A 13,089-nucleotide genomic window follows, 5' to 3' on the forward strand; every position below is an offset into this window, starting at 1 on the left:
AGCTGTAATAACAATGATTACAGCGGACAGAAAGAGTTAACCATTACTCCCACCGACGAACCCTATTAAAGAACAAACTGCCGTCGGTGGGAATCGAACCCACACCTCCTTGCGGAGAAGGGATTTTAAGTCCCTCGTGTATACCAATTTCACCACGACGGCATTACTGGTTGAAATTTTATCATATTCCTATCTGTAGGGACAGGTTTAAACCGACGTATTGATAACAAATTGAAAATGAAAAAGGTGACGGCGGGGATCGAACCCGCGTATGGCGGTTTTGCAAACCGCTGCCTTACCACTTGGCTACGTCACCTTTACTGTCTATATGGATTCACTATTTATCCGTTTATTTACATCAAGTTGTTACCAAATATCCGCCGCAGTTGTAATAACTTGTTATTCAAATCGAATTTCACCGCTGCGTTTAACCTTTCTAATCTTTTGATCATCGTATGATACCACATTTGACGAAGAACTAACCGATTCTTTGCCTATTTCATCATTAAATTCGTCATTAATTTCGATGTTGGGATCTTTAGAATTATCTGTGCTATCGGAACTGTCATCATAATCATTTTCAGTATCTTTATCGGTCGTTGTAGACGATTCTTCCTGTGTTCTAATAGCACCAAACCCCTTCTTAATTACCCAAGCAACAAGCATCAAGAATAAAAATATAAATACGGATCCGCATAAGATTGCAACCAGTCTGATGTATTCAGGGTTAACAAGGTCTAAAAACTTTTGCAAAAATTCGGTTCCAATCTCGGTAAGATTTTTAACCGGATCAAACGATATAACGTCAGTTTTTAATATTTCGCTTAGGTTGTCCGAATACCTCTCGACAAGGGTATTTACAATACTACCTGCACTTCGCTTAACCATCCAAAGAATTCCGTACGATAACATTGTTCCTAAAGAAGCAAAAAGTGCTGAAAGCACAAGTGAAAATAACTTGTTTCCAGGGAAAATGATAAGTATCAAAAGTCCCAAAACTCCCACAAAAACAAAAAATAAAAGTTCAATATAACCAAGTATTTTATGTACGGTTCTTATCTTTTCTACAGGACCATTCTCTTTATTTATCTTCATTATTTCTATTGGGATATTCAGATTGTCACCCGGTACCGGGTCAACGGTTAAAACAGCTTCTTCCCCCGTTTCAATATAGTCCCAAACTTTATCCACTAATTGATTTTCAAGGGACTCTAAATCGGCTGCTTTTACTGCGCTTGTAACTATTTTATTTGAGAGCTCGTCGGGTAGTCCGGATTGTAAACTAAGACCAGTACCGATTAATAACTCTTCTATCTTTTCATCTACCGGCAATTTATGTAGCAGGCTTTTCATATTGTCTCTAGTTAAAAGTCTTGAGAAGACATATACGGGAGCAATTATAAATGTTCCTAAGAACATAAGAGCCAAAAGCGCAAAGCAGATCCAATTTCTAATAATTCTCATTTTTTTGTTGTTAACTTAGTCTGCTTACGTTTTCGTATTAGCAGATATATAAAAACGGCAATAACAATTAGTGCAAGAATTAAATATATAACATTCTCAACTCGATCAAGAATTCCGGCAAATTTTTCCCAGTTATCGCCAAATGTCATTCCAATTACCGAAAGAAAAAGACACCATAAAAACGCACCTGTAAACACACTAAGTACAAAGCGAACAATATTCATTCGTGCAACACCTGCCGGCGCAGCAATCAGTGAGCGTACTGCAGGAATAACCTGCGAAAAAAGAACAGCCTTTTCACCCATTTTATTAAACTTTTCCTTGACTTTTTGGTAATCGTCATTGGAGATCCCTAAATACTTGCCCACTTTGGGAATAAGCTGATCCCCCAGATAATAACCCAAAACATAAATTATTAAACATCCAACAACGGTTCCTAAAGCCCCTGCAAAACTGGCAAAGAAAATATTTACACTACCTCGATATGCCATATATCCTACAAGCGCCATTACAATTTCGGAAGGGATAGGTACAATAACGGATTCAAGTGCTATTGCAATGAATATACCGACATATCCGTAATTTTCAATTACATAGTTAAGCCATGTCGTGATTAATTCCATGTTTTGCCAATTAAAGATTTATACGTATGATATAATCACTAAGTTTGGACTAAAAGTCAACTTGTCCTGACAAATTTTTACTAACCCAACAAGTCCTTAACAAGCATCCTAAATTCGTTAAGCACAGTGACATTCTGGACAGCAATCTTTTTATCTTTATCGACTACCATTACTTTATTAAAGTAGTTATTTATTTCAGGCGTAAGTTTTGATAAATTCCAATAGTAGTTAACAATGTCAGATTTGTCGATTTTTACTCCTCGAATAATTGAATACAGTTTCTTGGTTTCCGGGTTTTTGATATCGGCAGCAGAAAAGTTTTCGGCAGGCTTAACGTTACTTCTCTCTATTACGTTGTTAACACGTTTTACAACCTCTCTAAGGTCAGAAAACCAACCGGATGCTTTGTCGTGCAATTCGGCTAGAGCCAATGTTGTTTTATTTGCAGAAATTATAGAAACTTTATCAAGCTGCTTTAGATTCTGATTTATAAGATTTGTTGAAATTCCAAGTCCTTTCCAGTATGTTGTAACCCTTGTTTCAATAAGTGATTTCAGATATTCCGGTTTAACATCAGTTAGTAGATCAGCTAAGGTCACATCGATTTCTTTTCCAATAACAAGTTCGACTAACCCCGCAACTAATCTTCTAATCCCAACGGGATCATAATTTCCTTTTATTTCAAATCCGGCTTTAAGGTACTCATTTAGCATTACCCATTTGTATAAAAACGAACAGAAAACACCCTCTTTAGTCTCGGGAAGTCTGTCACCGGAAAATCGCGGATAAGTCATATCTTCAATGATATTTGCAACTGTTGCCGGAACTTTTCTCTGTTTCGCATAGATTGAACCTATTTTCCCTTGCAACGAGTTAAATTCGGTAACAACTTGAGTCCCAAGGTCAAACAATGAAATATCAAGAGCGTTTTTACATACGATCAAGTTTTTTTCGGGGAGCTTAAATATTTTATTTATACGACCTACGGCTTTTTGCATTTTCATGACAACGTCCGGAATGTTTCCAATCTTCTCGTGAATAATAATATCCTTTGTTTTAGATTTAAAGTCATCAATTGATTTTGACCTATCAGCCGTATAATAAAACTCTGCATCGGAAAGTCTGGCATTTATTATTTTTTCATATCCAGCTGTAATTTCCTTTTGATTCTCTTTCTTTTGATTCATTACAGCAACAAAGTAAGCAGCCGGCTTACCATCTTTCTTTACGGAAAATGCCTTCTGATGATGAGATAGTACCTGAGTAACTACCTCACTAGGTAACTTAAGAAATCTTTGATCAAACTCACCCATTATTACAATTGGAAACTCAACAAGATCTGTAACCGTGTCAAGTAGGTTGAGATCAACATTAACCTTAACCTTACGTTTCTTTTCAATTTCGTCGATCTGCGAACAGATAAGCTGTTTTCTTTCGCTTACATCGACGACTACATCGTATGTTCGTAAAGTTTTGGCATACTCTCTGGGTGTTTTAATTCGAACTTTAACTCCTCCGGAAAATCTGGCTCCATATGAAAGTGTTGAAGCTGTAACGCCTGCAAAGGTAAAAGTAACAGGAACCGTATCAAGTACAGTCGTGATCCAACGAATAGGTCTAATAAATTTGATACCGCCTTCTTTCCAAATCATCATGTGTTGAAAAGAGAGACTCTTAATAATATCAGTACTTAAACTCTCGAGTTTTTCTGAAAGTATTTGTTTTATATCCTTTGGAATAGCAAGGTATTTCTTCCCGTTAATCTCGGTTTTTTTAAGTTTTCGCAAAGAAATACCGTATGATAGTGCAAATTTTTTACCACGTTCGTTTATTCTACCTTCGGTAATTGAATCTTTTATTAATGGGCCAACAACGAACTTGTTATCGGTTGAGATATCAAGCCCTTTTATTATCACGGCGATTCTTCTAGGAGTCACGTAAACCTCGGTCCCCGTGGTAGATATATTATATTTTGTTAGAAGTCGTTGTAAAACACCGCCTTTAAGCTGTCTACGTGCAGAGTCACATGCCTTTGCGGGAATTTCTTCTACCCCAAATTCAACAATGTAGTCCATCAGTTATTTTGCAATTTTATCTATTACTTTACTAACAATCGTACGCATTTTCGAAAAAGTGTTATATCTTTCAGAAGGGCCAACAGCCCCACGTGCATCAAGAATATTAAACACATGCGACATTTTTAGAACATAATCATATGCCACACGATAAAGTTCGGATTTTAAAGCGTTTTCAGCCTCGGACTCATAGAGGTCAAACAATTTGCGTAGAGACGATATATTCGCTACCTCAAAGTTATATTTTGAAAAATCCTTTTCCTGTGACACAAATATATCACCATAGCTTACACCCTTTCCCCATTCAATATCTCTAAAATGTTTCTTGTCCTGCAAATACATTGCAATTCGTTCGAGTCCGTATGTAATTTCCAAGGCAGGAGATTTTAATTGTTTTCCACCCAATTGTTGAAAATATGTATATTGTGAGACTTCCATACCGTCATACCATATTTCCCACCCAAGTCCACTGGCGCCAATTGACGGAGACTCCCAATTATCTTCAACCAATCGTATGTCATGCTTGGCTGTATCAAAGCCAAGTGTATCCAGGCTTTTTATATAAATGTCAATGTTGTTTTCCGGAATCGGTTTTAAAATCACCTGATACTGAAAATAATATTGCATTCTAAATGGGTTCTCACCATATCGACCATCGGACGGTCGATGAGACGGCTCAATATAACAGACATTCCACTCGGGGAAAAGCACAGATCCAAGAACTGTATGCGGATTAAATGTTGCAGCACCTACCTCGGATCCATATGGATAAACAACATTACAACCCTGTTTACTCCAGTAATTGTTAAGTGTTTCAACGATTTCTTGAAATGTCTTTGTCATGGCACCTTATTATACCACGTCCGACACATACCGCCAATACTTATTACCCACTCTTTGATTTTTATCGTTGTTCGTCACGATTATCGTTTTTTATAGTCCACTCACTATCTTCTGTGGAGTCCATAATCGAAACTCCTAACGTATTAAGTTGATCTCGAAGTTTATCAGCTGTGGCAAAATCCTTTGATTTTCGAGCTTTCGTTCGTTCGTCTATTATATTTTCAACCTGAGAAATGAACTCATCAGAAAGTGATGACAGCTTATCTACACATTCGGTTATACCTACTGCAGAAACCTGATCAACAGAGAGCAACACACCAAGCTTCTCTGCAGAATTAACTGTATCATCACGTAAAAGCTTCCAAAGAGTTGCCAGAGCCTTGGGAGTGTCAAAGTCGTCTCCTAGACTTGCCATTATTTCGTGCATATATTTATTATTTGTAATATCAAGTGTGAGCTCACCCTGTTTTGAGACGTCTGTGAATATTTGTGTAGTTTTAGCAAGTAGTCGAGTTCTTGCTGTTTGAGCGGCTGAAAGTGCATCCCAAGTAAAATTCTGTTTAGACCGATAATGTGCTAATAAGAAAAAGTAACGTAGATCAAGTGGATGATATCCTTTTGCAATTACATCATCAAGTGAATAACTTGTTCCTTCGGATTTTGACATTTTTGCACCATCTACAGTCAGGTGTTCATTATGAATCCAATAGTTTACGAATATCTTGCCGGATGCGGCTTCACTTTGAGCAATTTCATTTGTATGATGAATAGGAATATGCTCGATCCCACCCATGTGAATATCGATTGTATCACCCAAAAGTTCTTTGGACATTGCGCTACATTCAACATGCCAACCCGGAAAACCTTCACCATCTGTAACTTCAGAAGATTTAAACGGTGATTTCCAGGTTTGAATTGCATTTTTATGGTCGCCCGTTTTAAATAACCAAAGGGAAAAATCAAAGGGATTTTTCTTGTCAGGGTCAGTTGTTTCGCCAGATCCTGCACCTTCTATATTCTGGTCGAGTCTTTGCCTATTTAACTTGTTGTAGTCTTTAAATTTGCTTACATCAAAATACACTGCCTTTGAGGTTACATATGCATAGCCCTTTTCCAAAAGAATTGATACCAGTTCTATCATTTGGTCAATATACATTGTGGCAGCCGGCTTATGAGTTGGCGGCCTGATATTTAGACTGTCTACATGTTTTTCAAAAATATCCTGATACTTTTTTGCAATTTCTTGTGGTGATAAACCTTCTCGCTTTGCACCTTTTTCCATTTTATCTTCACCGGTATCTGCATCGCTTACCAAATGCCCCACATCTGTATAATTCCTAACAAAAGTCACGTCGTATTCAAAAGCCATAAGCGTTCTTGAAACTATATCCGCAGCCACCATTGCACGCATGTTTCCAATATGCTGTACCCAATAAAGGGTTGGTCCACATTGGTAAAAGCTTATTTTCCCCGTTTTTAGTGGTACAAATTCTTCTTTTTGGCGCGTTAACGTGTTAAAAATCTTAATCATTTTATTGATTCATAAATTTATAGATATATCCGTAATACAATTATCATAAGTATATCAATAATCTTACAGTAACTCTAACGAAAGTAAAAAATCAAAAGAAAACTCAACACATAGAGGGACTAAGTGGCTTTATCAAAAGAAGCGTTTTCATAACACGGTAATTATAACACAAAAAAGGAAAATTAAGTGAAACGGTTAACTTCCGGCTGCAGTAAACTTGCAGCCGGATTTAGTTAACTATTCTAAGTCCATTGCACAATCGAAAATATCTTCGAATTCCTTGGCATCGAGAATACACTTTGAGTCTTCTCGTTGCTTCTTCCAAGTATCACCCTCGCGCTCTTTCTTTAGATCCTCGGCACATTCTTTAACAGTTCCCATGGCATCTTCTACTGTTTCCATAGCCTCGGACTTACTCATATCCCATTCGTCCTCGTAGTAGGTAACTGCAAGATCAATAACATGCTTACAGACCTTGTTAGCACTTGGAGGAAGTACAAACATGTACATAACTACTCCTACTACTAATCCACAGAAGGCAACTAGTGCAACTGCGATACCTGCAATTCCTAAGATTTTTTGGGTCTTAGTCAGGTTTTTGATACTGAACTTCTTTGCTTCTTCAGCCATTTTTAGAAGAATTAAAATTATTACCTGTATGATATCAGATATCCTGTAAGTCGTAAACAACAAGTAGTAAGTAATATCTATTATTGATACAATATATCTATGACAAATTCAGTTTTTACACAAATACAAGAGTATCTAAAAGAAAAGGGAGAACCGGATTATCGATTTAGGCAGATTCTGCACGAAATATTTGAAAACAAAGTAACCGATTTTTCCCAAATGACAACTCTTTCAAAGACTTTACGAGAGGATCTAATCCAAAAATTTCCACAAATTCTAGCGCTTAAACCTATTGATATTGCAAAATCCACCCAAGTCCAAAAAGCTTTATTTGAGCTTTTCGATAAACACAGAATTGAAACAGTTAGCATGATGTTTAAAAACGAAGAACGAACCTGGCAATCACTTTGTGTATCATCTCAGGTTGGCTGTAGTTTAGGTTGTAAATTTTGTACTACTGGGACAATTGGGCTAAAACGAAACTTAACCATTGATGAAATTATCGGACAGGTATTATATTTTTATCTTAAGACACAACCTGTAAACAGTATTGCATTTATGGGCATGGGTGAGCCGCTTTTAAATCCAAATCTCATCCCCGCAATTGAGCTTCTGACTGCCGATAATTACTTTAACTTTGGACAACGAAGAATTAGTGTATCAACAGTTGGTGTAATTCCAGGACTTATCTCGCTTATCCGTAAGTTTCCCCAGGTTAATATTGCATTTTCGTTGCACCACCCCAATCAAAATGAACGTGAAAAACTAATGCCTGTTGCACGTAAATATAAAACTGCAGATGTTATAAAAGTTTTAGACGATCATATTAAGAAAAACAGAAGAAAAGTGCTAATTGCCTACACACTTCTAAAAGGTATTAACGACGACAAAAAAGCACTTTCTGAACTTATTAAGCTTATAAAAGATCGTGGCAGGATTGCCTATCTATATCATGTAAACCTAATTTCCTATCACGAAACCAGCCAAAACATGAAATATCAACCGTCCAACCAAAAGACTGTTGAGTGGTTCGAGAACGAGCTTAAAAAGGCACACATTTCAGTTACAAAACGCCAATCCTTTGGTGATGAAATCGATGCTGCTTGCGGGCAATTGTATGCAAAGTATCAAAAGATGTAGGGACCCGTCTCTAACTTATCCCTACATGTACGAGCGATTATCGAAGCAATTCTTTTATAAGGATTCTCTACTTCCATCAGCCATGATCCGAACCACGGATCGTATAACAAATTCAGCCGAACCAGGGTCTTTAGCTACAAATGAAATCTCGTGACCTTGGATATAGTAGTCATCATCATAAGAGTATTCCTTCTCCAAAACTGATTGGTCAATGTTAAATCCAGATACGGAAAAATTCATAGTAATCTCACCCCAGGACGACACGAAGGATTGATATGCAGTAACATACGGTTCAACCTCTTGTTTTTCTAGCACCTCATCAAAGGTATAACCTGTTTCTGTTAATTTGTCTGCTTCCCAAATAAATGTGACCATATCAAAGCCTTTTGATTCCGGATTATATACAAAATATATATCAGTCCAGTGACCTCCTAACCCAGTCCACCAGTTTGCTATTGAAAAGTCATTGTAATAATCGTTATTTATATCCCTTACTCTTACTATTCCGGTGTCTTGACAATCAACGCCAGTTGCACAAAACAAGAATGGTTCTGATTCCCAGTAATATCCGCCCTCGTCCCAGATCACAAGTTCGGACCAGCCTACTTTTTGGGTGGAAGGATAAATTAAGGTATTCTGAGTATACTTACTGTCATTTAAAATATTGTGTGATGAAAACCGAAGTGGTTCGTTTTCCAATATGTATTCAGGGCAGCTGGAGCTACTCAACGAATCTGTATTATCTTCGTAAGAAAGACTTGTCGTAATTTTCTCAAGCTCCTCTAGTATATTTGATTTGGCTTCATATATTGTTGAATCTAATTCATATAATTCGTTTACAATAGAGACAAGCATAAAAATAGTAAAGGCTAGTATGATGATAGATATAACTATAGCCACCGGCCTTAAAATAATTTTTAGTTTTAAAGGGAGTTTGATTTCGGAAAGAAGAAATTTTTTGAGTTTTTTAAAAGACATGAAAGCCATCCAAAGGATGATGAAATTATTAACCACATAGTATCAGATGTAGAAAAGAGAAATCAACAGCTGTGAACGTAGGTTAAAACCCTGTATCTACTCTATTTACTTTACTGCAGCAACGACTTTTTCAAATACGGCAGGTTGAGTAGCAGCAAGTTCTGAAAGGATCTTTCGATTAAGTTTAAAACCAGCCTTTGAATAGTCGGACATAAATGTACTATACTTAAGACCCACAGCCTTTAATGCAGCGTTAAGTCGCTCAATCCAGACTCTTCTAGCCTGTGCACCACGCCTTTGCCTATCCCGAAAAGAGTACTGACCAGCATGCATATAGGCTTCGTGTGCAACCTTATAAAGTCGGTTTTTGGTCATTCGGTAACCTTTAGTTGCACTTAGAATCTTTTTATGCTTTCTTCTTTTAGTGTAACCACCTTTGACTCGCATTAAGAGTAGCTATTAAATTACATTTTTAAAAATTTTGGCAACAGATCCCCGGAGAGTTCGTTTTTTGTCGGAAAGTCGCCTACGTCGAACTGGGTTTTTCCTTGAGAGCAGGTGTTTTCCACCAGCCTTTATATAAGTAACCTTAGGCTTCTTTCCCCCCCGAGGTTTTGTCTTCATTAGTCGCTTTGCTATTGTTGTCCGTACTTTTGACACTTTGTGTTTTTTTAAAAATTACACCTATTTGGCGTCTGCCTTTCTGAACGTCGGATATCTTACTATACCCCTCAAAATAAGTCAACAAATCGGCAAAAATATCGTCCATTGATCTTTTAATTGCCTTTCTTGAACTCATGAGAGTTATTTTTACGGCATGACCTTTTTCTAAAAATTCTTTGGCATTTTCGACCTTTCTCTCAAGGTCAGGTAAGCCTATCCCTGTTTTAAATCGCATTTCTTTAAGTTTTTTTTCCTTACCTTTATTTTTCTTTTCCTTTTTTTGTTGCTGATACTGAAATTTTGACCACTGAATAAGCTTACAAACAGGCGGATTGGCCTTTGGAGCAACTTCAACCAAATCAAGTTCACGCTCCTTTGCAAGGGAAATGGCATCTTGAGTTGACATCTCACCAACGTTATCATTACTTTCGTCAATGACCATAACTGTAGGAACTTTTATATATTCATTCCGTCTATACTTACCCTGATAGACCGGACGTTTGGGCTGATACCTTTGGTATCGATTGTTTCTATAGTTTACTATTTTGAGAAAGATAAAAATTTAGTTAATTTGTTTTCTTTTCAGATTTGATCTGAGAATTCAACATTTCGATAAGTTCGGGAACGCTCATTAGACCTTTGTCTTTTTCGGTTAATGATCTTACGGATACTGCATTGTTCGATCGTTCACTTTCACCAACTATTAGCATATAAGGAATCTTTTCAAGTTCGGCATTACGAATTTTCTTTTGCATACTTTCTGATTTGTCATCAACTTTAGCCCTAAACCCAGCGGCTTTTAACTCGTCACGTATTTTCTCTGCATAAAGAACCAAAGTATCGTTTATAGGGATAATTCTTAGCTGTTCAAGACTTAACCAAAGCGGAAATATTCCACCGTAATTTTCGATTAAAACGGCTATAAAACGCTCCAAAGACCCCATTAATGCTCTGTGAATCATAAAAGGTCGTTTTTCTTTGCCATCGGCATCAATATAGATCATGTTAAACCGCTCGGCAAGGTTAAAGTCTATCTGAATAGTGCTTAATTGCCATTTACGACCTAACACATCTTTTACTTTTATATCAATCTTAGGTCCATAAAATGCAGCTTCCCCCTCTTCTTCAACGATTCCTATACTTTTCTTTTGAGCAACCTTTCTTAATACATCCTGTGCATAAGCCCAACCATCATCAGGACCGATGTATTTTTCCTTGTTGTTGGGATCTCGTAAACTTAAGTTTATTTCATCGGGTTTAAGATCAAATATGTCAAAAATGTACATGGTAAGGTCAAGTGCTTTTTCCAATTCATACTCAAGCTGATCTTCAGTACAAATAATATGGGCATCATCCTGAGTAAATCCACGCACTCTAGTTAAACCGTTTAATTGCCCGGCCTTTTCGTATCGATAAACAGTTCCCATTTCGGTCCATTTTACGGGCAAATCTCTATAGCTTCGTTTTTCGGTATTGTACATAGCTATATGGAATGGACAGTTCATTGGTTTTAGACAATATTGCTCTTCGTCAATTCCCAAAGGGTTATACATACTATCACGATAGAAGTCCCAGTGACCCGACGTTTTCCAAAGATTTAACGACCCTATATGAGGAGTTGCAACCGGTTCGTAGCCCCAATCAAAGTAAGTATCAAGTGCAAAATCCATTATTTGTTTACGTAGAAATGCTCCTCGCGGAAGCCACATAATAAGTCCGGCCCCAACAGTTGGATCAATGGTAAAAAGTTTTAGCTCTTTACCTAACTTTCTATGATCACGCTTTAAAGCCTCGGCCTGCTGTAAAAGATATGAATCGAGTTCTTCTTGAGACTCAAAAGCTACTCCATATATCCGCTGAAGCATTGGTCGTTTTTCGTCACCTTTCCAATATGCACCCGCAATACTGGTTAGTTTAAAAGGTGCAACTTGTGAAGTATACTCAACATGAGGTCCTCTACAAAGATCAACAAATCCCCCATCTCCTAATTTGTATACATTTACCTCTTTTTCTTTTATTTCTTCGAGAAGCTCGTATTTATAAGGCTGCTTACGTTTGCCAAATAACTTTTTTGCCTGCTCCTTACTTAATTTAGTATGAAGCATTGGCTCGTTTTTCTTTATGATCTTTCGCATCTCTTTTTCTATTTTAGGAAGGTCTTCTTCTTTTAAAGGCTCTTGTAAGTCAAAATCATAATAAAATCCGTTGTCAATCGCTGGTCCAATGCCGAATTTAGCATCGGGGTAAAATTTTAGTACGGCCTGTGCAAGTATATGCGCTAAAGTATGCCGTTTTGATTCAATATTAATATTCTCCACGTTTATATATTTACAAAGTTAAATTGGATAACAAAAACCAAAGCTAGAAACGACATGCGAGAGGATTCACAAGAAGTAAGAGCTGCTTAGCAGCTAAACTGTTTTCTGGTCTAATAATCTTTTTATACATGATTGTTGATTATACAGGAAAATTATAATCACGTAAACCTGTTTTCTTAACCTCTTCGTAGGGGCGGGTTTAAACCGACATGGTCATTATTAAATAATATGAATAATCGATTTATTACCTCGTAGGGACAGGTTTAAACCGACCCCCAGGCATAAATTTGTATGGGAGAATGCGAATTACTAAAGAGGGGGGTGCGGGTATAAACCGACCCCTACGAATGATAAAATATATGTGTTAAAATTTATGTGTATTTGGGCCGTTAGCTCAGTTTGGTAGAGCACACCATTCGCATTGGTGAGGTCGCCGGTTCGACTCCGGCACGGTCCAATGTTCTTTTAAAGGTGCACGTCTTCGAACTCGGCGACCAATAAACACTAATGCTACTTATTCCAAAATTTTGAGAATCTCACTTAATTCCGAATCGGCGGTTGTCGTAAGTCTTGTTTTATCCTCTTCAGAAAGATTAGAGTCCCCCATTACCATGCCCTTATAAAATGCAAAGTTTTGCTTAAATTTTTGTTTTAAATTCTCAATAATCTGTGTATATGCTTGATTTTGCAAAGATAAATCTTCTGTAAGCCCATTTAATACATCTTCCGGCATTAACTTCGAAAGTTCTAAAAGAGCTTCTTTTTGCTCATCGGTTAGTAGCTGATTTTCTCTAAGCTGAGTTGTAAACATAGGCAGTTTTGTA

General features: G+C 37.1%; 12 protein-coding genes and 3 tRNA genes. 2 read left to right on the forward strand and 13 right to left on the reverse strand.

Annotation, left to right across the window (positions count from 1 at the left end; all coding sequences use genetic code 11):
- Positions 1 to 78: 78 nt before the first annotated feature.
- From JW962_02605 to JW962_02640, 8 genes are all read right to left on the reverse strand, one after another.
- Positions 79 to 162: transfer RNA gene (locus JW962_02605), tRNA-Leu, on the reverse strand.
- An 82-nt stretch (positions 163 to 244) separates the two neighbouring features.
- Positions 245 to 316, reverse strand: a tRNA-Cys gene (locus JW962_02610).
- A gap of 83 nt (positions 317 to 399) precedes the next feature.
- Positions 400 to 1,464, reverse strand: coding sequence for a hypothetical protein (locus JW962_02615; GenBank protein ID MBN1374202.1), 1,065 nt, complete (start codon positions 1,462 to 1,464; stop codon positions 400 to 402).
- Positions 1,461 to 2,087 carry a DedA family protein gene (locus JW962_02620; protein ID MBN1374203.1) on the reverse strand — a complete coding sequence of 209 codons (627 nt, stop codon included), beginning with the start codon at positions 2,085 to 2,087 and terminating at the stop codon, positions 1,461 to 1,463. Before JW962_02620 ends, JW962_02615 begins: the two co-directional genes overlap by 4 nt.
- A gap of 80 nt (positions 2,088 to 2,167) precedes the next feature.
- Positions 2,168 to 4,162: a glycine--tRNA ligase subunit beta gene (glyS, locus tag JW962_02625; protein MBN1374204.1), complete on the reverse strand. Its 1,995-nt coding sequence runs from the start codon at positions 4,160 to 4,162 to the stop codon at positions 2,168 to 2,170.
- 3 nt (positions 4,163 to 4,165) lie between these two features.
- The gene (locus JW962_02630; protein ID MBN1374205.1) at positions 4,166 to 5,005 is read right to left on the reverse strand and encodes a glycine--tRNA ligase subunit alpha; all 840 of its coding nucleotides are present in this window, start codon (positions 5,003 to 5,005) and stop codon (positions 4,166 to 4,168) included.
- Positions 5,006 to 5,066: 61 nt separating this feature from the next.
- Complete coding sequence (locus JW962_02635) at positions 5,067 to 6,536, reverse strand: cysteine--tRNA ligase (protein ID MBN1374206.1); 1,470 nt, start codon at positions 6,534 to 6,536, stop codon at positions 5,067 to 5,069.
- A 237-nt stretch (positions 6,537 to 6,773) separates the two neighbouring features.
- Entirely contained in the window at positions 6,774 to 7,166 is a 393-nt protein-coding gene (locus JW962_02640) for a hypothetical protein (GenBank protein MBN1374207.1), read from the reverse strand.
- A gap of 99 nt (positions 7,167 to 7,265) precedes the next feature.
- Here JW962_02640 and JW962_02645 point away from each other — a divergent pair, with 99 nt between their 5' ends.
- Positions 7,266 to 8,306, forward strand: a complete 1,041-nt coding sequence (locus tag JW962_02645) for a radical SAM protein (protein ID MBN1374208.1) — start codon at positions 7,266 to 7,268, stop codon at positions 8,304 to 8,306.
- Between the two features lie 54 nt (positions 8,307 to 8,360).
- Here JW962_02645 and JW962_02650 read toward each other — a convergent pair whose 3' ends face one another.
- From JW962_02650 to JW962_02665, 4 genes are all read right to left on the reverse strand, one after another.
- Positions 8,361 to 9,161 (reverse strand): hypothetical protein, encoded by an 801-nt coding sequence (locus JW962_02650; protein ID MBN1374209.1) that lies wholly within the window; start codon positions 9,159 to 9,161, stop codon positions 8,361 to 8,363.
- Positions 9,162 to 9,389: 228 nt separating this feature from the next.
- Positions 9,390 to 9,731, reverse strand: coding sequence for a 50S ribosomal protein L20 (rplT, locus tag JW962_02655; GenBank protein ID MBN1374210.1), 342 nt, complete (start codon positions 9,729 to 9,731; stop codon positions 9,390 to 9,392).
- Positions 9,732 to 9,873: 142 nt separating this feature from the next.
- On the reverse strand, positions 9,874 to 10,389 hold the full coding sequence (gene infC / locus JW962_02660) for a translation initiation factor IF-3 (protein MBN1374211.1): 516 nt from the start codon (positions 10,387 to 10,389) through the stop codon (positions 9,874 to 9,876).
- 124 nt (positions 10,390 to 10,513) lie between these two features.
- Complete coding sequence (locus JW962_02665) at positions 10,514 to 12,271, reverse strand: threonine--tRNA ligase (GenBank protein MBN1374212.1); 1,758 nt, start codon at positions 12,269 to 12,271, stop codon at positions 10,514 to 10,516.
- Between the two features lie 377 nt (positions 12,272 to 12,648).
- On the opposite strand from JW962_02665, the gene JW962_02670 reads away from it, so the two are divergent.
- A tRNA-Ala gene (locus JW962_02670) sits at positions 12,649 to 12,722 on the forward strand.
- A 57-nt stretch (positions 12,723 to 12,779) separates the two neighbouring features.
- On the opposite strand, the gene JW962_02675 is transcribed toward JW962_02670, so the two are convergent.
- The gene (locus JW962_02675) at positions 12,780 to 13,076 is read right to left on the reverse strand and encodes a hypothetical protein (GenBank protein ID MBN1374213.1); all 297 of its coding nucleotides are present in this window, start codon (positions 13,074 to 13,076) and stop codon (positions 12,780 to 12,782) included.
- Positions 13,077 to 13,089: the final 13 nt, after the last annotated feature.

It is taken from the genome of Candidatus Dojkabacteria bacterium, assembly GCA_016927995.1.
GTDB lineage: Bacteria > Patescibacteriota > Dojkabacteria > JAFGLO01 > JAFGLO01 > JAFGLO01.